The 20,953-nt window shown below is 40.8% G+C and carries 16 protein-coding genes; 14 read left to right on the forward strand and 2 right to left on the reverse strand.

Going from position 1 to position 20,953, the window contains the following annotated elements; genetic code table 11:
* Positions 1–36 precede the first annotated feature (36 nt).
* On the forward strand, positions 37–2,421 hold the full coding sequence (locus tag BM146_RS05095) for a glycoside hydrolase family 2 TIM barrel-domain containing protein (RefSeq protein ID WP_074885329.1): 2,385 nt from the start codon (positions 37–39) through the stop codon (positions 2,419–2,421).
* Here BM146_RS05095 and BM146_RS05100 read toward each other — a convergent pair whose 3' ends face one another.
* Positions 2,422–3,240, reverse strand: a complete 819-nt coding sequence (locus BM146_RS05100; protein WP_074885332.1) for a TrmH family RNA methyltransferase — start codon at positions 3,238–3,240, stop codon at positions 2,422–2,424.
* Between the two features lie 7 nt (positions 3,241–3,247).
* On the reverse strand, positions 3,248–3,592 hold the full coding sequence (locus BM146_RS05105) for a helix-turn-helix domain-containing protein (RefSeq protein WP_074885335.1): 345 nt from the start codon (positions 3,590–3,592) through the stop codon (positions 3,248–3,250).
* Between the two features lie 165 nt (positions 3,593–3,757).
* Here BM146_RS05105 and BM146_RS05110 point away from each other — a divergent pair, with 165 nt between their 5' ends.
* The 13 genes from BM146_RS05110 to BM146_RS05170 all read left to right on the forward strand — a co-directional run bounded on the left by BM146_RS05110 (position 3,758) and on the right by BM146_RS05170 (position 20,727).
* On the forward strand, positions 3,758–4,027 hold the full coding sequence (locus BM146_RS05110; RefSeq protein ID WP_074885338.1) for a type II toxin-antitoxin system HicA family toxin: 270 nt from the start codon (positions 3,758–3,760) through the stop codon (positions 4,025–4,027).
* Positions 4,014–4,385 carry a type II toxin-antitoxin system HicB family antitoxin gene (locus BM146_RS05115; RefSeq protein ID WP_074885342.1) on the forward strand — a complete coding sequence of 124 codons (372 nt, stop codon included), beginning with the start codon at positions 4,014–4,016 and terminating at the stop codon, positions 4,383–4,385. The genes BM146_RS05110 and BM146_RS05115 overlap by 14 nt, the downstream gene beginning before the upstream one ends.
* Before the next feature lie 94 nt (positions 4,386–4,479).
* Positions 4,480–5,523 carry a 16S rRNA (cytosine(1402)-N(4))-methyltransferase RsmH gene (gene rsmH / locus BM146_RS05120; RefSeq protein ID WP_074885344.1) on the forward strand — a complete coding sequence of 348 codons (1,044 nt, stop codon included), beginning with the start codon at positions 4,480–4,482 and terminating at the stop codon, positions 5,521–5,523.
* Between the two features lie 37 nt (positions 5,524–5,560).
* Entirely contained in the window at positions 5,561–6,907 is a 1,347-nt protein-coding gene (locus tag BM146_RS05125) for an MATE family efflux transporter (protein WP_074885346.1), read from the forward strand.
* A gap of 78 nt (positions 6,908–6,985) precedes the next feature.
* Positions 6,986–9,196, forward strand: a complete 2,211-nt coding sequence (locus BM146_RS05130) for a beta-galactosidase (RefSeq protein ID WP_074885348.1) — start codon at positions 6,986–6,988, stop codon at positions 9,194–9,196.
* Positions 9,197–9,457: 261 nt separating this feature from the next.
* Positions 9,458–10,990, forward strand: coding sequence for an ATP-binding cassette domain-containing protein (locus BM146_RS05135; protein WP_074885349.1), 1,533 nt, complete (start codon positions 9,458–9,460; stop codon positions 10,988–10,990).
* A gap of 24 nt (positions 10,991–11,014) precedes the next feature.
* Positions 11,015–11,809, forward strand: coding sequence for a P-loop NTPase family protein (locus tag BM146_RS05140; protein ID WP_074885352.1), 795 nt, complete (start codon positions 11,015–11,017; stop codon positions 11,807–11,809).
* Positions 11,810–11,904: 95 nt separating this feature from the next.
* Positions 11,905–13,401, forward strand: coding sequence for a carboxypeptidase M32 (locus tag BM146_RS05145; protein ID WP_074885355.1), 1,497 nt, complete (start codon positions 11,905–11,907; stop codon positions 13,399–13,401).
* Between the two features lie 118 nt (positions 13,402–13,519).
* Positions 13,520–13,840 carry a DMT family transporter gene (locus BM146_RS05150; RefSeq protein ID WP_074885358.1) on the forward strand — a complete coding sequence of 107 codons (321 nt, stop codon included), beginning with the start codon at positions 13,520–13,522 and terminating at the stop codon, positions 13,838–13,840.
* A gap of 8 nt (positions 13,841–13,848) precedes the next feature.
* Positions 13,849–14,325 (forward strand): pyridoxamine 5'-phosphate oxidase family protein, encoded by a 477-nt coding sequence (locus tag BM146_RS05155; RefSeq protein WP_074885361.1) that lies wholly within the window; start codon positions 13,849–13,851, stop codon positions 14,323–14,325.
* 705 nt (positions 14,326–15,030) lie between these two features.
* The gene (locus BM146_RS05160) at positions 15,031–16,800 is read left to right on the forward strand and encodes an ammonium transporter (RefSeq protein ID WP_074885364.1); all 1,770 of its coding nucleotides are present in this window, start codon (positions 15,031–15,033) and stop codon (positions 16,798–16,800) included.
* 213 nt (positions 16,801–17,013) lie between these two features.
* Positions 17,014–18,597, forward strand: a complete 1,584-nt coding sequence (gene asnB / locus BM146_RS05165) for an asparagine synthase B (protein WP_074885367.1) — start codon at positions 17,014–17,016, stop codon at positions 18,595–18,597.
* Between the two features lie 21 nt (positions 18,598–18,618).
* Positions 18,619–20,727, forward strand: coding sequence for a glutamine synthetase III family protein (locus BM146_RS05170; protein ID WP_074885370.1), 2,109 nt, complete (start codon positions 18,619–18,621; stop codon positions 20,725–20,727).
* Positions 20,728–20,953 lie beyond the last annotated feature (226 nt).

Consider the following 20,953-nt stretch of genomic DNA (forward strand, 5'->3'; position numbering starts at 1 on the left):
CTCCCTATATTTTTAAACTTTATCAGGAGAGAGGAAATGGAGTTAAAAGATACCAGCTTAATAAATCAAAATTGGAAATTCAACTTGGAAGATTGTAATGGAGATATTTTTGCAGGAGCTGAATATGATGATTCATCATGGGAAGTGTTGACGCTGCCCCACGACTGGGATACTTTTTTTGCTCCTGATAAGGATAACAAAAGCGGTGCCGGTGGCGGCTATGCAAAGGCCGGAACCGGATGGTACAGAAAAGAAGTGACCTTAAAAGACGAGGATGTCAAAGAATCAAGATATGAACTCATTTTTGAGGGAATCTATATGGAGAGTACCGTGTTTGTTAACGGCAAAAAGGTAGGTGGAAACAACTACGGATACACAACCTTTTCTGTGGATATCACAGACAAAATAGTTCCAGGAAAAAATGTCATAGCTGTTAAAGTTAATAACAGCAAGCAGCCAAACAGCAGATGGTATACAGGCTCCGGAATATACAGAGATGTTTACTTAAGAAAACACGGAGATATCTGCACCAATCTGTTTGGGGTAAAAGTGGATACAAATACAGTTACAGATGATGGAACCTTAGCTACACTGGATTTAAGAACTAAGATAGACAATTATTCTGATACAGACAAAGACTCAGTTATCAGATGGACAATAAAAGATAAGAGTGGAAAAGAGATTGCTGCTACAGGGGCATCCCTGTGGATAAAGTCAAAAGACAGCGCAGAAGCAGCAAGCATGATGTTTGTTAATAACCCTGTTTTGTGGTCTGAAAAAAATCCATATTTATACTCCCTTGAGACAAGAGTATACGAAGGCGAAACATTAGTTGACAGACGCATAGAAAAAATAGGAATAAGGAAAGCTCTTTTTACCAAAGATAAGGGCTTTGTGTTAAATGGAGAGCAGGTGAAGATAAAAGGCGTATGCCTCCACCATGACAGCGGATTATTCGGCGCAGCTTTCCACAAAGAGGTCTGGAGTGAAAGATTTAAGTCACTTAAGGATATGGGTGTAAATGGAATCAGATGCTCACACAATCCTCCGGCGCCAGCCTTCCTCGATCTTTGCGATGAAATGGGCTTTATCGTAATGGATGAAATCTGTGATGAGTGGACCCTGGGCAAGAATAAAAATGAGAACTATTATTCGGATAAACCATCCTACGGCTTTAGTCAGTTCTTTTCACTGGATGCGGAAAAAGAGCTAAGAACCATGATAAGGCGCGACTATAACCATCCAAGTATTGTTCTTTGGAGCATTGGAAATGAGATTCCGGAGCAGGGCTATGCGTCTGGGGCACAGATAGTAAAAATGCTCTCTGACATAGTGCACTCAGAGGATTCACAAAGGCTTGTTACAAGTGCCTGCGATAACATCGCATCCCTTCCTGCAATTGCCACCAAAGACAGCTTCCTTGAGGCTCTGGATGTAGTGGGATATAACTACGTAGGAAGGTGGCGTGAAAGAGCTGAAAGGTTCTATGAGGATGACAAGATTGCTCATCCGGAGAGGCTTTTTATCGGAACAGAGAATCCCTCTGTTTGCGGGGACAGAGGCGACTACAGCTTAGAAGGGCCAAATAACACAAACTATACTACAGCGACACTGACCCACGAAGCTTTGTGGAGATTCACTGCAAGCAGGGATTATGTGGCTGGGGATTATATCTGGACAGGAATAGATTACCTCGGGGAAGCTCATTGGCCAAGACGCGGCGCCAACTTTGGAGCAATCGATACTGCCGGATTTAAAAAGGATGCATTTTACTATTTCAGATCTATATGGAATAAGGATGATGTGACACTACATCTTTTGCCTCATTGGAACTTTAAAGGAGACGAAGGAGAGTTTAAGCAGGTTCTTTGCTACACTAATTGCGAAAGAGTTAAGCTCTATCTGAACGGACGACTTATTTCAGAAAAGTCCGGTGCTGCGTGCCCAAGATATGGAGCTACACAGAGCTGGGATGATGAGATGAGAAGATATCATCCGACTACAGGAGACCTTCATTTATCCTGGGATGTGCCATATGAAGCAGGCGAGCTGCGGGCAGAGGGCTATATAGGAGATAAGCTTGTAAAAGAGTGTGTGGTCAAAACTACAGGCAAAATGTCAAAACTGGCAGCAGATGTGAAGAATGTCGGAGAGTTTACGTTTGTGGAAATAAGTGCTGCAGATGAAAATGGCAATTGTGTTCTGAACGAAGATTCTGTAGTTGCTGTTAAGTATGATGATGCAGCCGAGTTTATTGGAATGGATGCAGGTAACATGCTTGATCTGTCCTGTTATAAAGAAGAAAAGAGAGCCATGCTCGCCGGAAAACTGTTGGCAGTTTTCAGGAAAAAAGAACAGGGCTCTAGGGCAACAGTTTGTTTTAAGGCAGAAGGACTATCAGAACTGAATATTGATATCTGATCATTTTGATAATTCCCAAAAAGCTACAGCGCTTGCGGCTGCAACGTTAAGAGAATCAACGCCATGTGCCATTGGAATCTTAACGCAATAGTCGCAGGCGCTTATTGTTTCAGTTAAAAGCCCATCACCTTCAGCACCGAGGAAAATGGCCAGTTTGTCTGCGTTTCGGAGTTCATCATCGCTAATATCCTTAGTGTCGTTTCTAAGTGCCATTGCGACGCTCTTAAATCCAAGCTCCTTTAAACTCTCAAACTCTTTTCCCTCAGGGAGAAATGTCCAGGGCACCTGGAATACAGTTCCCATGCTGACTCTGGCAGCGCGCCTGTAGAGCGGGTCAGTGCAGCCATGTGTGAAAAGAACAGCATCCATTGAAAGGGCAGCAGCACTTCTTACGATGGCTCCGAGATTTGTTGGGTTGGTAACATTTTCAAGAACTGCAACTCTTCTGGCCTTTTGACATACATCAGCTACAGAAGGCAGTTCTTTTCTCCTCATAGCGCAGAGCACGCCCCTTGTAAGGTGAAAGCCTGTGATCTGCGTCAAAACTTCAGATTCAGCAACGTATATCGGAACATCGAATCTACTGGTGATTCTCTCTATTATTTCCTTTGCCTCATTTTCAGTCTGATCTTTTTCCAGTAAAAGAGATATGGGCTCGTAGCCTGCATCCAGAGCTCTGCCTATTACTTTGGGACTCTCTGCAATAAATATCCCAAGGTCTGGTTCATTTATGTGAAATAACTGATTCTCGGAGTACTCGTGATAAACACGAAGATCAGGAGTATTTAAGCTTTCTATTTTGATTAAAGTTTTTGCCATTATATAGTTATTCCTTTTTATTATTTTTGAGTTTTTGATAGTAGTTTGCAATTCGAATGGCTGAATCGGAATTTTGTTGATAGGTTTGAATAAGATCAAATAGCACAGGGTCATCAGATTTATATATCGTGATGCAATTAGCTGATGGATTATTTACTTTATCATATAGATAATCAGAGGATGTGCCAAAAACCTGAGCTATATAGCTGATAGTCTGAAAGGATGGCTCTCTTTGTCCGTTTTCATACCTTCCATATCCCATTGCTGTCATGTTTAGTCGTCGCGCGGCTTCAGCTTTACTAATACCTAAATTTTCGCGAATTTCCTTTAATCGTCTAGAATTAAAGCTCATTATTTTCCTCCTTGACATATAACCAATGGTTGCGATAACATAACCAACGGTTATATAGTATCAGATTTTTTTGTTATTGACAAGTAAGATGTTTTTAGAATTGTTCTAAATAACGATATTCATTTGACACCAAATACGATACCAATTACAATGAGGAAAAAGAGAATGTCAAGATGGGAAAAACTAATAAATAATATACTCAAAATGTCAGGAAATATGCGATTTGAAGAGCTTAAGAGGGTTTTAGAGGCATATGGGTATGTTATGCAGGGAACAAAAGGTGGGAGTAGTCATTTTACATTTAGAAAACCTGGCAAAAATCCAATAACAATCCCTGCTCATGAACCTATTAAAAAGATTTATGTAGAGATGGTTAGAAATGTAGTCTTGGAGGAAGAAGAGGACGATGAGGAAGATGAGAATGAAAAAGATTGAGGATTATGTAGACCTACCTTACAAGATGGAAATAGTAAAAGATTTAGATGAAGGCGGATATGTAGTTTCTTTTCCAGATCTACCAGGATGCCTTACAGTAGGGGAAACAATTGAAGAGGCGATAAAGAATGCTGAGGACGCAAAACGTACGTGGCTAGAGGCTGCAATTGAAGAGCAAATAGAAATAAGTATTCCTGAAAATAAAGAAAAGTATTCTGGTCAATTTAAGCTTAGGATTCCCAAAAGCTTGCACAGGATACTGGCTGAGCAATCAAAACGCGAAGGAATCAGCATGAATCAGTACTGTGTATATCTCCTTTCAAGAAACATTGCTCTTAGTACAAATAAACTGAATTAATTTTCTACAAACGGATCTGAACTATTCATATCTTTCTTTTATGCAAGGATAATATTACAATTATTCCATAATACTACCTTTTATTGGAGGTTAAATGGAAGAAAAACAGCATAAGCGCAGAGTACATTATTCCGGGAAATATCCCAGAAAGTTTGAAGAAAAATATAAAGAGCAGAATCCTGAGAAGTATGCAGATACAGTGGCGAAGGTTATCTCAAAGGGCTCAACGCCTGCAGGTATGCATATTTCCATCATGGTAAAAGAAATTCTTGATGTGCTTAAAATTCAGCCCGGCGAGCAGGGGCTCGACTGTACACTAGGATATGGCGGACATACCAGAAAGATGCTGGAGCAGCTGCAGGGAAAGGGCTGTGTTTATGGCCTTGACGTCGATCCCATAGAGTCAAAAAAGACTGTGGAAAGGTTAAGAAATGCAGGTTTTGGAGAGGAGAATTTCAAATTCAGACTCATCAATTTTGCCAATATAGATAAAGTGGCTAAAGAAGCCGGGAAGTTTGACTTTGTTCTGGCAGATCTTGGAGTTTCCTCTATGCAGATTGACGATCCCAAGAGAGGCTTTTCTTATAAGGTCGACGGACCGCTTGATCTAAGGCTTGATCCTGAGCATGGAGTATCTGCAGCAGAAAGGCTCCATAACATTACAAGGGATGAGTTTGTCGGAATGCTCATTGAGAACTCAGATGAGCCCTATGCTGAGGAAATTGCCGACAAAGTTTTTAACCTGATGAAAAAGGGGAATCCAATGGACACCACAACTGCCCTCAGAGAAGCAATTGAAGGTGCTCTGTGGAAAGTTCCCAAGGAAGAGAAAGAACAGGCTATTAAAAAGAGTTGTGCCAGAGTTTTTCAGGCGCTTCGAATAGATGTAAACAGTGAATTTGAAGTTCTTTATTCATTTTTGGAAAAGCTCCCCGGAATACTTAATCCAGGTGGAAGAGTTGCGATTTTGACTTTCCACTCAGGGGAAGACAGACTTGTAAAGAAGTCCTTTAAAGAACTGAAAAAGGGTGGAATTTACAGTGATATATCGGAGGATGTCACAAGACCGTCAGCAGAAGAGTGCAGGCTGAATCCTCGCAGTAAGTCTACCAAGATGAGATGGGCAATTAAGGCGTAACAATCAAATTTGTATTGAGGTGTATTGAGGAGTTTTTATGGAAAAGCGATATGTTACCGATATGACACAGGGCAATGAAATAGCGCTTCTTATTAAGTTCACTATTCCTATGCTTTTAGGTAATCTGTTCCAGCAATTTTATAATCTGGCGGACACAGTAATAGTCGGTCAGTTTGGTGGCGAATATGGTCTTGCTTCTATTGGGGCGGTAGGTAGTGTGAATTTTTTATTCTTTTCACTTTGTATGGGAATGGGTGCCGGTGTTGGTATTATGATTTCCCAGAATTTTGGTGCAGGAAAAGATGAATATGTAAAAAAGATTGTGGGAAACTCTATATACATAACCTTAGTGGCAGGTATCCTCATGAGTGTTGTAAGTGTGTTCTTTGCAAGACCAATTCTGACAATCATGGATACTCCGGAAGAATGTATGGCAGATGCTCTCTTATATATGAGGATAGTTTGCGGTGCCACATTTTTGGTTGCTGCTTATAACATGATTTCTTCAATATTAAGGGCACTTGGAGACAGCAAGACACCGCTCATTTTTCTGGTTGTGGCATGCTTTGTGAATGTAGTACTGGATCTTGTAACAGTAGTAGGACTTCATATGGGAGTTGCGGGAGCGGCGATAGCAACTGTTTTTTCCCAGACAATTGCCATGATAGGCTCCATAGCTGTAGGTGTTAAAAAGAATCCATATCTTCAACTTAATCCCAGCCATAAGGAACTTAACACAGATATCATAGATAAAGCGGTAAGACTTGGCATTCCGCTTGCACTTCAGAATGCCCTTATAGCATTTTCATGCGTTGCCCTCCAGAGAGTCGTTAACAGCTTTGGAAGTAATGTAATGGCAGCGTACACAGCAACAGGAAGGATTGAGCAGCTTGTTCAGCAGCCATTTGGATCTCTTGGAACTGCGGTTTCAACTTTTGCCGGACAGAATGCAGGAGCCAAAAAACTGGACAGGGTAAAAAGTGGATGTATCAAGAGCGTTTTTCTTGTTGCGGCATTTAGCATACTAATGATCATAGTTATGTTTGCGTTCGGAGAAAATATAATAAGATTCTTTACGCCTAACGCTGAGGCTATCAGAATTGGTGCAAGGGGGCTTAGGATAACAAGTTTATTCTATTTTACGCTGGGACTCATATATGTATTCAGAGGAATGCTGAACGGTGTTGGAGATGCGGCTTTTGCGCTTATAAATGGCCTTATTGAAGTAGTGGGAAGAATTGGCTTTGCAACAATACTCATGGCTATACCAGGCGTTGGACTTTGGGGATGCTGGTATACAAACGGACTTACCTGGGCAATCACAGGACTTGGCTGTGTCTTAAGATATCTTAAGGGCAAATGGCGTACTAAGGTGTTTGCGTGAGAAGTAATGAGTTTTTGGGGCTTTGGTTTGGAATATAAATACCGAATCAACTGCAAATGGAAAAGGGGAAGGTAACAAATGAGAAAAATATTGAACGGGGAAAGCATAACTCTTGGAACGTGTTATTATCCTGAGCACTGGGATAAGTCGCTGTGGCGAGAGGATTTGGAAAGGATGCTGTCTGTGGGGATAAAGACAGTTAGAATAGCAGAGTTTGCCTGGAGTAAGGTTGAGCTTACTGAAGGTAACTATAACTTTGATTTCTTTGATGAGTTCCTTGATCTGACGGATGAAATTGGTATGCAGGTGATCATGGGAACACCAACTGCTACGCCTCCGGCGTGGCTATCTGAGAAATATCCTGATGTATTAAATGCAAGGAAAGATGGAGTTCTTTTCAGGCATGGAATGCGTCGTCATTATAATTACAATTCTGAAAATTATCGCAGGTTGTCTTCAATAATTGTTGAGAAATTTGCAGAGCACTATGGTAAAAGAAAAAGCGTAATAGGCTGGCAGATTGATAATGAGATAAACTGTGAAATAGCCGAGTTTTACTCAGAAAGTGATGATAAAGCCTTCAACAGATTTTTGCAGAATAAATACAAGAATCTTGATGCATTAAACGAGGCATGGGGAACAGTTTTCTGGAATCAGACCTATACTGACTGGAACGAGGTTCACATTCCGAGAACTACTATTCAGGGAGTTGTTAACCCTCATCAGACTTTGGACTACTACAGATTTGTATCTGATAGCGCCTGCAGTTGGGCTAAGATACAGGCTGATATAATTCGCAAATACAAAAAAGAAGATGACTTCATTACAACTAACGGCATATTTGGACATGTGGATTATCAGAGGATGAGAGACGAAAGTCTTGATTTTATAACCTATGATTCATATCCAAATTTTGCTTATACTCTTGGTGGATATGATCCTTCAGAAGACGCGCTTAGAGACAGAAAGTGGAGCAGGCATCTTACAGAGACAAGATCAATATCACCTATATTTGGCATTATGGAGCAGCAATCCGGCGCCAATGGCTGGAATTCCGGGATGGGAGCACCTACTCCAAGACCGGGACAGATTACTTTATGGACAATGCAGTCAATTGCTCATGGAGCGGACTTTGTCAGCTACTTTAGATGGAGAACAGCTACATTTGGAACAGAGATGTATTGGCATGGAATCCTTGATTATTCTGGAAGAGATAACAGAAGGTTAAAAGAGATTTCTGATATTAATACTAAAGTGCAGAAATTATCTGATGTTGCAGGATGCCAATATGTTGCAAAAGTTGCGGTGCTAAAAGACTACGACAATGTATGGGATGCTGAGTATGATGTATGGCATAAAAGCGTTGAGGAACAAAGCCAGAAGGCAATCATAAATGCTTCTCAAAGAACTCATACTCCGATTGATTTTGTATATCTTAGTGGATATCTCAGAAGAGATGATGCCGGTGGACATGTGAACACAGAGCGGCTGCTTGAAAAGCTTTCCCAGTATGATCTTTTGATCTATCCACATATGACAATTGTTGATGATAGATTTTTACCTGCTCTTACAAAGTATGTTGAGAAGGGCGGAAAGCTTGTAATAGGCTGCAGAAGCGGATACAAGGAAATAACAGGAAAGTGTACAATGGAGAAGCTTCCTGGAAAACTCAAACCGCTTACCGGCTGTGATATACCGGAGTATACCTACATTGCACCTGATACAGGTGATGTCCATATTAAGTGGGACGATACATTATTCACAGCAAGTGTATTTGCTGACCAGCTCACTGTGGATAATCAGTCCGGATCAGAGGCGGATTGTGGACAAAATCGGACTGAAGAAGACAGTAGTTGTATGAATGATAAGTCTGAAGATGTTAGCAATACTGTACAGAACTGCAAAGTTCTGGCAACTTACGAAGATGATTATTACCGAGGATACGGAGCTCTAACAGTAAATAAATACGGCAATGGCGAAGTTTATTATTACGGTAGCGCCTTTAATGAAGAGTCAGTTGAAGTCTTTTTTGACAAGCTCGGAGTGAAGAACCCATATGGAGAATATCTGGAACTGCCTGAGGAACTTGAACTTGCTGTCAGAGGGGATGGAGATAATCAATTCGCATTTATACTTAACTATTCAAAGAACGAAGTAAAGTACACAATTAAGAGTAACGTCACTGATATGATTACTGGAGAGATGGTGTCAGGATTGTGTACCATTCCAGGATATGGAGTAAGTGTTTTGAAGCTAGGTAATAATCATATTGCATCAGCTTATGCCTGATGTTATCATGAATATAATTTGAAAATATAAAGAAAGAGCGCTTTTGCGTTTAGGTGAAGGAATGTTTATTAGATAATTTAGCTTGAGTGAACACATAATTTTTTTGAAGGCTGCTTATAGTGGCTGTTTTGTGTACGCTTAAACTGGATTATCATGCATTCTTAGCCTTACTGTATTAGTGGGTCTATTTGTGTGAGTCTATTTTGCGTATGCAAGGTAGGCTCATTTTGGTATTTTAGGCAGCAGAACAGGAGGCGATATATGCTTCAGATTAAAGACTTAACTATAACACATCGCAAAGATTTTAGGATTATTCTTGAGAAATTCAATCTAACATTAAATGACAAAGATAAGGCAGTTATCATAGGAGAAGAGGGCAATGGAAAGTCTACCCTTATGAAGTGGATATATGATCCGTCAATGGCCGAAGAATATACAGAATGCGAGGGAGAACTTATAACTTCAGGGGAAGTTCTGGGATACCTTCCTCAGGAACTGCCGGATGCAGATAAAGATAAGACACTATATGAGTATTTCTCAGAGGCCAATCTCTTTTTTGACAAGGATCCAAAAGAACTAGCGGAACTGGCTAAGGAATTCAGGATACCCGTAGACTTTTTTTACAGCGACCAGAATATGGGAAGTCTGTCTGGCGGCGAGAAAGTAAAGGCTCAGCTGTTAAGAATACTGATGGATAAGCCAACAGTTCTCCTTTTGGACGAGCCTTCAAACGATATAGACATCAGTACGCTGGAACTTCTGGAGAGGCTTATAAATGGGTGGGAGCACATAGCTTTGTTCATATCTCACGATGAGACTCTTATCGAGAATACTGCCAATGTGGTGATCCATATTGAGCAGATCATGAGGAAGACTAAGAGCAGGTACACGATCGTCAGGGACAGTTACAGGAATTATATAGAAAAAAGAGCTGAGGACTTCCAGAGGCAGGAACAGCAGGCGCTTAATGACAGGAAAGAGAAAAAGCGCCGAGATGAGAAGTATGCAAGAGTATATAACAGTGTAGAGCATGCTCTTTCGAATGTTTCAAGGCAATCGCCAGCTGAGGGTAAAAATCTAAAGGACAAGATGCACACTGTTAAGGCCATGGGAAAGCGCTTTGAAAAAGAAGATGAGAATATGACTAAGATGCCTGAGCAGGAGGAAGCAGTATTTTTTAAGCTGGGATCTGATGATGCCAGGATGCCTGCTGGCAAGACTGTTATAGAGTATAGCCTTGATGAACTGAGAACTCCGGATGATACGAAAATTTTGGCAAAAGATATATTTCTGAGAGTAAGAGGACCTGAGAAAATCTGCATTGTTGGAACTAACGGAGTTGGAAAGACGACTCTTCTAAAGAAGATGGTCAAAGAGCTTCTTGCAAGGAGTGATATAAAAGTTCAGTACATGCCACAAAACTATGAGGAGCTTCTTGATCTTAATGTGACGCCTGTGGAGTTTCTTGATGAAACAGGAGATAAGAAAGTACGGACCCGCATCAGGACTTATCTTGGATCACTCAAGTATACAGCGGATGAGATGGACCACCCTATAAGAGAGTTGTCGGGCGGGCAGAAAGCAAAGGTGCTTCTACTTAAAATGAGCTTATCTGATGCGAATGTTCTTATTTTGGATGAACCAACGCGAAACTTCTCACCCCTGTCAGGGCCAATAATCAGGAAGATGATATCTCTTTTCCCGGGAGCTGTTATCAGCATCTCGCACGACAGGAAATACATAGATGAGGTTTGTACGAAGGTCTACACATTGACAGAGAATGGGCTTGAATAGAGACCATTTCGAAAGGAGTTGTATATGAATTATTTTATTGAAGGGCTTCAGGGAAGTGGCAAGAGTACGCTTGTAAGAAAACTTTCCGAGAAATATACTGATTATAAGGCTATACGTGAAGGCGATTATTCACCGGTGGAGCTGGCTTGGTGCGCCTATGTTGATAAGAGAAAGTATAGTGAGATTCTTGATAAATACAGTGATATCCGCAGTGAGATAGAAGAAAAAAGCTTTGAGGAAAAGAGCTTTACAGACACAAGTCCCACGGCAGATGATCATATGATAATCTGTTATACCCAGATCATTACTGATATTCCGGGATTTCATAAGGATCTGGAGCAGTATGAAATTTATAACGGGCGTATTGACAAAGACAGCTTTAAAGATATTATTTTGAAGCGTTTTAGGAACTGGAACGCAGATAAGTACATCTTCGAATGCTCCATTTTTCAGAACATTGTTGAGGATATGATTCTGTTCCAGAAATGCACTGACGAAGAGGTCATCGATTTTTATAGGAAGGTAAAAGAGACTCTTACCGGCAGGAAATATCAGATATTGTATCTGAAAACAGATGATATAGCATCCAATATCGATATTATAAGAAAAGAGCGCTCAGATGATAATGGAAATGAAATGTGGTTTCCGCTTATGATGAGGTATTTTGACAGTTCACCTTATGCTATAGAAAAGAAAGTGGCAGGGACTTCGGCACTACTTGATCATTTCAAGCATAGGCAGGAACTGGAACTTAGGATCTGCAGCGAAGTATTTGAAGGAAAATATAAAGTGATAAGTTCAAAGAATTACAGCTTATAATACTATGACAAGCAGATTCGTAAAAATACCGAAACATCTGCGAAAATATAAATTGAATATTGAAAAAGAAAAATATTATATAGGAGGAAAATTACATGACATTACTTGAGAAATACAAAGCAAAACAGAAAGAACTTAACTACCTTGGACATGCAATGTCCCTTATGCATTGGGATCTTGAGACCACATGTCCTGATGGTGGAAAAGAGAAATTATCAGATGCCATTTCATTCTTTTCAACTGAGCATTTTAAGAAAGCAACAGACGATGAGTTCTATGGTCTTGTGTGCAAACTTTCTGAAAAAGAAGAATTCGATAAACTTGATGACGTAATGAAATTTGACATTACAAGAACCAAGGAGCAGCTTGATAAGATGAGACGTGTTCCTCAGGATTTCTACGAAGAGTATGTAAAAACCATTACTGCTTCTTCTATTGCATGGCCAAAGGCTAAACAGAACAATGACTGGAAGTCATACGAAGCACCGCTTGAGAAAACTATCAAAGCGGTTAAAGAGTATAAGAAATATGTTTCTCCTGATATGCAGCCCTATGATGCCCTTATCGATGATTATGAAAGAGGCATGACACAGGGTAAAATTGATGCAGTTTTCGAGGAGCTTAAAGAAGAACTAATCCCGCTTTTGGATAAGATTCTTGCCTGCCCACAGCCGGATCACAGCAAGTTTACCATGAAAGTACCTGCTCACGAGCAGGCTGAGCTCTGTAAGTTCCTTGTGGAGTATATGGGAATTGATATGGAAAGATTTGCTCAGGCTGAGACCGAGCATCCATTTACTACTAACATGTCTATTGATGATGTCAGGATTACAAATCATTACTATGAGAATGAGGTCATTTCCGCCATATTCTCAGCTATTCATGAGGGTGGACATGCCATCTTTGAGCAGAATGTTGACCATAAATACGAGGGAACTGAAGGCGCGTCCATCAGTTACATGGGACTTCACGAGAGCCAGTCAAGATTCTATGAGAATATCCTTGGAAGAAACATCAATTTTTGGAAACCAATCTGGCCAAAGGTTTGTGAGATTGTTCCGGAGCTTAAGACTGTAACACTTGAGGAATTCTATAAAGAAATCAACCACATTGAAAACAGTCTTGTCAGAACTGAAGCTGACGAGCTTACATACTGTCTCCACATTATCCTCAGATACGAGATGGAGAGAGCAATTTTCATTGATGGAGCAGATGTAAAAGACCTTCCTAAGATGTGGAATGACAAGATGGATGAGCTTCTTCATGTTGTTCCTGAGACTGATGCGCAGGGCGTTTTACAGGACATGCACTGGTCGGACGGAAGCTTTGGATATTTCCCATCATACCTTCTTGGCAGCATCTATGACGGAATGTTCCTTGAAGCAATTGAGAAAGACCTTGGAAGTATTGATGACATCCTTGCAGCCGGAGATATAAAGAAAATCACAAAGTGGCTCAATGAGAATATACATCAGTATGGTGCAACTAGAATATCAAGCGAAGTGCTGGAAGCTGTGTGCGGACAAGAACTTTCTGCAAAGCCGCTTATCAGACACTTCAAAGATAAGTATGCAAAGATTTATAACTTTTGATAATATGTTATTATTAAATAAAAAGGCGCCCATTGCTACCGAGTAGTGGGATTAACGTCATTTCTTTACCGTTAGGTCTTAGCAGGTAAGGGAATGGCGTTTTTTTGGAGGTAAAAAAATGAAGTGGATCTATCTATTTATTGCAGGAGCTCTTGAAATTACGTGGGCGGTAGCTATGAAGATGTCTAATGGCTTTACGTTGCTGATTCCGTCAATTGTAACCGGAGTGGGATACATAGCAAGTGCAGTGTTTCTATCGATAGCACTTAAACATCTGCCGCTTGGAACTGCTTACGCTATGTGGACCGGAATGGGAATTGTTGGAACTACATTGCTGGGAATATTTCTTTTCCAAGAAAAGCTTACTGTTCCTCAGGTAATATGTGTTATTCTGATTGTAGTTGGAATAGCAGGACTTAAAATTCTAGCAAAAGAGTGAGGTACGTCATGTTTAGAAAAATGAGAAGATTTGGTCAACAGATTTCAGATTCAGAGTGTATAGAGATATTGAAGAATACTAAGAGAGGGGTTCTTTCACTAATCGGTGATGATGGTTATCCTTATGGACTTCCCATAGATCATTGGTACTGCGAAGAGGATGGGAAAATCTATTTTCATGGAGCCAAAGAGGGACATAAGATTGACGCAATCAAAACATGCGATAAAGCAAGTTACTGCGTTTATGATGAAGGATATCGCAAGGAAGGTGATTGGGCTCTAAATATTAAGAGTGTTATCATTTTTGGCAGGATCAGTCTTGTTGAAGATGAAAAAAAGGCGAGAGAAATCTGTACTGCACTAACCAGGAAGTTTACCGATGACGAAGAATATCTGGAAAAAGAGCTTAAGAATGCATTCCTTCGTGTGCAGTGTCTGGAATTTACACCGGAGCATATGACAGGAAAGCTGGTTAACGAGTCATAAGTGGAAAAAGTAACCGGGAATCGGGAATTTATTTCGTGTTTGAGGCTCAAGCAAAATATTATAGAAATGCAAGTTGACTCTATTTACGCCTCATCTCATTTGAGTCAACCAATTACCAGTGGTGAAATGACTCGTATCGCAATTTGTCTTATTTGAGTCACTGTATTTGGGAATCAAGATTGACTGCAAATTGCAATGGTACAAAATGAGTCAATCATTTAGTTGAAAAGGATTGACCGCAAATGAAGGTTGAAGCTTATGAGTCATCTGAAAACATGATTAGATATGACTGCAAATTGTATAATTGGATATTGAGTCAATCGCAAGTGCTTATAATTATGACTGCAAACATAGAAAGCGGATTGAGAAATGAGTTGAAAAATTGAGAAAAAATTGTATACAAAATCTCTTGACATGTTTTTTATACAGGAGTAAACTTCATATTCATAAAGACAAAGGCGTCTTAGAGAGTACTCTCTAAGGCGCTTTTTGATTATGGGTGCATGATCCGCGGATTACACATTTTTGTGTATACATGTATTCTGTAAAAATCTTAAAAAATAATACAGCAGGTATATTAAGACTAAGCGATGCAATGGGGCATCATACTACAAAAAAGTAGTGTGCCGTTGCATCGCTTTTTTTACTGGGGAGATTTGTGAGGGTTTGAATTTTATGTTTTTCCCGGGAGAGAGGAGAAAAAGTATGAGTGAGGAAATCTTAAGCGCAATTGACAGTAGTGTTTTTGGTGTTTGGTTTCTTATAGGTGCAGCATTGGTATTTTGGATGCAGGCCGGATTTGCAATGTGTGAGGCGGGGTTTACCAGAGCCAAAAACACAGGAAATATCATAATGAAGAATCTTATGGATTTCTGTATTGGAACTGTAGTTTTTATTCTTATCGGTTTCGGATTATTTCTTGGGGAGGATTTAGCCGGAATAATCGGAAAACCGGGATTTGATATTTTTACAAATTATGCTGGTTTTGACTGGTCAAACTTCGTATTTAACCTTGTTTTCTGTGCTACTACAGCAACAATCGTTTCAGGATCAATGGCTGAGAGAACAAAATTCATTTCCTATTGTGTGTACTCGGCAGTTATCTCAGCAATCATTTATCCAATTGAAGCACATTGGACATGGGGCGGTGGATGGCTGTCACAGATAGGTTTCCATGATTTTGCAGGATCTAACTGCATCCATATGGTTGGTGGTATTTCAGCTTTTATCGGAGCCGCATTCCTTGGACCTCGTATTGGTAAGTTTGAAAAAGACAAAGCAGGAAAAGTAACAAAAGTAAATGCATTTCCGGGGCATAATCTTGTAGCAGCATCCCTTGGTGTATTCATTCTCTGGCTTGGCTGGTACGGATTTAACGGAGCAGCCTGTACATCAGTAGAGCAGCTTGGATCAGTATTTGTTACAACAACAATTGCTCCTGCACTTGCAACAGTAACATGCATGATCTTTACATGGCTTAAGTATGGAAAGCCTGATGTTTCAATGTGTCTCAATGCTTCTCTTGCAGGACTTGTAGCAATCACAGCTCCTTGTGATGTAACAGATGCTTTTGGTGCAATTGTGATTGGTATCGTAGCAGGACTTCTTGTTTGCTTTGGTGTATGGCTTCTTGATTACAAGCTTCACGTTGATGATCCTGTTGGTGCTGTCGCAGTTCACTGCCTAAATGGTATCTGGGGAACAATTGCAGTAGGTCTTTTTGCAACTAATTCAGCTCCCGGCTATTCAATTGTCGATGCTGCAGGAAGTGAAATGGTTGGATTGTTCTACGGTGGCGGATTTAAGCTTCTTGGAATTCAGCTTCTTGGAATGTTTTCTACAGCAGCATGGACTGCAGTTACAATCAGCATCACCTTTCTTTTAATCAAAGCAGTTTTAGGTCTTAGAGTTACAGAGGAAGAAGAAATTCTTGGTCTTGATTCTACAGAGCATGGACTTGCATCAGCATATTCAGGATTTGCGATCATGGATGTTTCAAACACATTGAACATGACAGTAAATGAAAACACAGATCTTGGTGTAAGCGACTACGAAGAGGCTTCAGAGTTCCAGAAGAAAGCTTCAGTTCCTGTCGTTACAGCACCTGTACATACAGAATCAGGAATTCACAAAGTTGTTATTATCGCAAAGTTATCCCGTTACGACAAGCTTAGACGCGCTATGAACGAACTTGGCGTAACCGGAATGACTGTTACTCAAGTCATGGGTTGTGGCGTCCAGAAGGGTTCCGGCGACATGTATCGTGGCGTCGAAATGGATGCCACACTCCTTCCTAAAATTAAACTGGAAGTTGTTGTGAGCAAGATTCCGGTTGAAGACGTTATAGAAGCAGCAAAGAAAACTCTTTATACAGGCCACATTGGAGATGGCAAGATCTTCGTATACAGCCTCGACAATGTAGTCAAGATCCGCACCGGAGAAGAAGGTGCTGCAGCGCTGGCAGATGTTGAGTAGAGCACTTGGCGAGGTATTGTCGAGCCTAGTGCGAACCATGGGTGAACACTTAGCGAGGTTCTGTCGAGCTTAGTGAGAATCCCAGAGTGATTAAGCATGAGGAAAAAAGCACGAAGTGCGATTTCCGAATGTATGTAGCATGACGAGAGCAAAGCGGAGTCATGCGTATATCACTCAAATATATATATAACTAACCACCCAGGAGGAAACAGTATGTGCGCAATTCTTACATACGCAAGAGAATCGGTAAGCGAAGAATTCTTTGAAGAAATGCTGGAAAAAACAGCATCTCGTGGACCTGACATGACAAGGATCAAAAAGGTAAAAGGCGGATGGATGGGCTTTAATCGCCTTTCAATCATGGGCCTTTCAGAGGAAGGTATGCAGCCATTCAATAATGGAAAAAATACCGTTATCTGTAATGGAGAGCTCTATGGCTTCAAAGATCTGAAAAAGTACCTGACATCTCTTGGCTACAACTTTAAGAGCGAAAGCGATTGCGAGATACTGCTTCCTTTATATGAAAAACTTGGAACAAAAATGTTTGGTCTTCTTGATGCCGAATTTGCCTGCGTTATCTACGACGGAGATAAAAAGAAATTTATCGCTGCCAGAGATCCAATCGGGATCAGACCGCTTTACTACGGCTATGACAGCGAAGGATACATCATTTTTGCATCAGAACCTAAGAACCTGGTGGGAGTCACAGATAAGATAATGCCTTTCCCACCGGGGCATTACTATGAAGACGGACAGTTTGTCTGCTATAGAGATATGACTGTGGTAAAAGAAGTATCTTCAGACAGTCTCGAAGTCGTAACCGAGAAGATCCACGACAAACTCCTTAATGGAATAAAAAAGCGCCTGGACGCTGATGCTCCTGTGGGATTTCTTTTGTCCGGAGGTCTTGATTCATCACTTGTATGCGGTGTGGCAGCAAGCCTTTCAGATACGCCACTTGAGACATTTGCAATCGGCATGGACATAGATGCCATTGATCTGAAATATGCAAGAGAAGTAGCTGATTACATCCATAGCAATCACCACGAAGTTATCATCACAAAGGAAGATGTCATTAAGGCCATAGAACCTGTTATACATGCTCTTGGAACCTACGACATCACAACCATAAGAGCTTCGATAGGAATGTATCTTCTGTGCAAGTGGATTCATGAAAACACTGATATCAAGGTGGTCCTTACCGGTGAGATATCGGATGAGCTCTTTGGCTACAAGTACACAGACTTTGCGCCAAGTGCAGAAGCTTTTCAGGAAGAAGCAGCCAAAAGAATCAGAGAAATACACATGTATGACGTCCTTCGAGCAGACAGATGCATAAGCGTAAATTCACTTGAAGCAAGAGTTCCTTTCGGAGATCTGGATTTTGTGGATTATGTTATGAGCATTGACCCTGAAAAGAAATTAAACACCTACGGAATAGGTAAATTTCTTTTGCGAAAGGCCTTTGAAAAGGACGAAGTTATACCACATTCAATCCTTATGAGAGAAAAAGCGGCTTTCTCAGATGCTGTTGGACATTCCCTTAGGGACGACCTCATGGAATATGCAGATGAGAAGTACACCTACGCGGAGTATGAGAGTCTCAGGAAAAAATATACTCACGCAAAACCTTTCACGAAGGAGTCACTTCTTTATAGAGAGATATTTGAAAAATACTATCCGGGACAGTCGGATATGGTTATAGATTTCTGGATGCCAAATAAGAACTGGGAAGGCTGTAATGTCAACGATCCATCAGCCAGAGTCCTTTCCAATTATGGCGCATCAGGTAAATAAATTTTAACGGAGGAGAAAAAGATGATAGAAGCAAGCAAATTAACAGAAGAATTTGGAAGTCTTGTATTTAATGACAAAGTAATGAGAGAACGTCTTCCAAAAGACATTTATAAGGCAGTTCATAAGACAATTGAAAAAGGAACTCACTTAGAGCTGGAGGTTGCTAACTGCGTAGCGGCAACTATGAAGGAATGGGCTGTTGAGAACGGAGCAACTCATTTTACACATTGGTTCCAGCCTATGACAGGTCTCACAGCAGAGAAGCATGACAGTTTTATTTCACCTACAGATGACGGAAGAGTCATTATGGAGTTTTCGGGAAAAGAGCTTGTAAAGGGCGAACCTGATGCATCAAGCTTCCCATCAGGAGGACTTCGTGCAACATTTGAGGCAAGAGGTTATACAGCATGGGATCCATCATCACCTGCATTTATCAAAGACGGATCACTTTACATTCCTACAGCATTCTGCTCCTACGGCGGTGAAGCTCTTGATAAAAAGACACCTCTTTTAAGATCAATGGAAGCTCTTTCCTATGAGGCTGTAAAACTCCTTCATCTCTTAGGTTATGAGGATGTAAACAGAGTGAATACAACAATCGGTTCAGAACAGGAATATTTCCTTATTGATAAAGATTATTACAAAAAGAGAAAAGACCTTCTTTTCACAGGAAGAACTCTTATCGGTGCTCCTGCTACAAAGGGGCAGGAGATGGAAGATCACTACTTTGGCGTTATCAAGCCAAAAGTATCAGCATACATGCACGACCTTGATGAAGAGCTTTGGAAACTTGGAATCCCTGCAAAGACCAAGCACAACGAAGTTGCTCCTTCACAGCATGAGCTCGCACCTGTATTTGAGACAGCAAACATCGCTGTTGATCACAACCAGCTCACAATGGAAGTTATGAAAAAAGTTGCTGACAAGCACAATTACGCTTGTCTTTTGCATGAGAAGCCATTTGAAGGAATCAATGGTTCAGGTAAGCACAACAACTGGTCTGTTTGCACAGATACAGGAATCAACCTTCTTGATCCGGGCAAAAATCCCGGAGAGAACACTCCTTTCCTTGTATTCCTTATGGCTGTAATTGCAGCTGTTGATGAGTATGCACCAATCCTCAGACTTTCTGTTGCATCTGCAGGAAACGATCACAGACTTGGTGGAAATGAGGCACCACCAGCAATCATCTCAATCTTCGTTGGTGATGAGCTGGCAGAAGTACTTAAGGCAGTAGAAGAAGGAAGTGCATACCAGAGCGCAGGCAAGGTTCAGATGGCAATGGGGGCAACAGTCCTTCCACACTTTACAAAAGATAACACAGACAGAAACAGAACATCACCATTCGCTTTCACAGGAAACAAGTTTGAGTTCCGTATGCCAGGTTCATCAGTTTCTGTAGCAAATGCCAACATCGTCCTCAACACAGCAGTTGCAGAAGAAGTTGCAAAGCTCTATGAGAAGCTTGCTCCTTTCAAGGGCGAAGAACTTAAAGCAAAGATTGCAGAAGTTCTTAAAGAGACACTTGCAGCTCACAAGAGAGTTCTTTTCAACGGAAACGGATATACAGATGAATGGGTAGAGGAAGCAGCAAAAAGAGGTCTTCCCAACCTTAAATCACTTCCTGATGCAATGCCATACTGGATTTCAGATGAGTCAGTTGAGCTTTTCACTAAGCACGGTATCTTCACAAAAGAAGAGATTCATTCAAGATACGAGATTCTTCTTGAAAATTACTCAAAGTCAGTTCACATCGAGTCTCTCACCATGCAGGAGATGGTAAGAAAAGACCTTACAGAAGGCATCGTTGCTTACGAGAAAGATCTTGGAAAAGAAGCAATGCAGAAAAAGAGCCTTCTTGGAGAAAACGCAGCATTACTTGAAATATCACTTCTTAAGAAACTTGATGATGCAAGCTTTGAAATGAGCAAGGCACTTGAGAAACTGGCAGAAGACACAACAATTGCTGAGGAAAAGACTGATGCACTTGAAACAGCGGCATATTATCAGAGTATAGTTCTTGCGGATATGAATGAACTAAGAAAATATGCAGATCAGGCCGAAGCCCTTATCCCTGACAAATATCTTAGTTACCCAACATACGGACAGATGCTGTTCTCTCTTAGGTAAGTATGGCCAAGATGATAACTTATCCACAGAATAGTACCTGACAAAATAAGATATATTATCATTTGTTTTTCGCTGTACAAAGACAGGCATTTTAATATTGCGCAAGCAATTTCAGGGTCTTTAAAAACGTCAGTACTTATTCCCAGTATTATCGGGCATTAGTACTGCTACGTTTTTGACGAAGCGGGAGCGTCCCTGAAATGATTGTGTAATTTAAAATGCCGTC

The organism is Butyrivibrio proteoclasticus (genome assembly GCF_900115735.1).
GTDB lineage: Bacteria > Bacillota > Clostridia > Lachnospirales > Lachnospiraceae > Butyrivibrio > Butyrivibrio proteoclasticus_B.

Bases quoted from the DNA above. Each gene is read 5' to 3' on its own strand.
- BM146_RS05170 (WP_074885370.1), top strand. From the start codon at position 18,619: ATGATAGAAGCAAGCAAATTAACAGAAGAATTTGGAAGTCTTGTATTT.
- BM146_RS05095 (WP_074885329.1), top strand. From the start codon at position 37: ATGGAGTTAAAAGATACCAGCTTAATAAATCAAAATTGGAAATTCAAC.
- BM146_RS05110 (WP_074885338.1), top strand. From the start codon at position 3,758: ATGTCAAGATGGGAAAAACTAATAAATAATATACTCAAAATGTCAGGA.
- BM146_RS05100 (WP_074885332.1), bottom strand. From the start codon at position 3,240: ATGGCAAAAACTTTAATCAAAATAGAAAGCTTAAATACTCCTGATCTT.
- BM146_RS05105 (WP_074885335.1), bottom strand. From the start codon at position 3,592: ATGAGCTTTAATTCTAGACGATTAAAGGAAATTCGCGAAAATTTAGGT.
- BM146_RS05125 (WP_074885346.1), top strand. From the start codon at position 5,561: ATGGAAAAGCGATATGTTACCGATATGACACAGGGCAATGAAATAGCG.
- BM146_RS05130 (WP_074885348.1), top strand. From the start codon at position 6,986: ATGAGAAAAATATTGAACGGGGAAAGCATAACTCTTGGAACGTGTTAT.
- BM146_RS05145 (WP_074885355.1), top strand. From the start codon at position 11,905: ATGACATTACTTGAGAAATACAAAGCAAAACAGAAAGAACTTAACTAC.
- BM146_RS05160 (WP_074885364.1), top strand. From the start codon at position 15,031: ATGAGTGAGGAAATCTTAAGCGCAATTGACAGTAGTGTTTTTGGTGTT.
- BM146_RS05115 (WP_074885342.1), top strand. From the start codon at position 4,014: ATGAAAAAGATTGAGGATTATGTAGACCTACCTTACAAGATGGAAATA.
- rsmH (WP_074885344.1), top strand. From the start codon at position 4,480: ATGGAAGAAAAACAGCATAAGCGCAGAGTACATTATTCCGGGAAATAT.
- BM146_RS05140 (WP_074885352.1), top strand. From the start codon at position 11,015: ATGAATTATTTTATTGAAGGGCTTCAGGGAAGTGGCAAGAGTACGCTT.
- BM146_RS05155 (WP_074885361.1), top strand. From the start codon at position 13,849: ATGTTTAGAAAAATGAGAAGATTTGGTCAACAGATTTCAGATTCAGAG.
- BM146_RS05135 (WP_074885349.1), top strand. From the start codon at position 9,458: ATGCTTCAGATTAAAGACTTAACTATAACACATCGCAAAGATTTTAGG.
- asnB (WP_074885367.1), top strand. From the start codon at position 17,014: ATGTGCGCAATTCTTACATACGCAAGAGAATCGGTAAGCGAAGAATTC.
- BM146_RS05150 (WP_074885358.1), top strand. From the start codon at position 13,520: ATGAAGTGGATCTATCTATTTATTGCAGGAGCTCTTGAAATTACGTGG.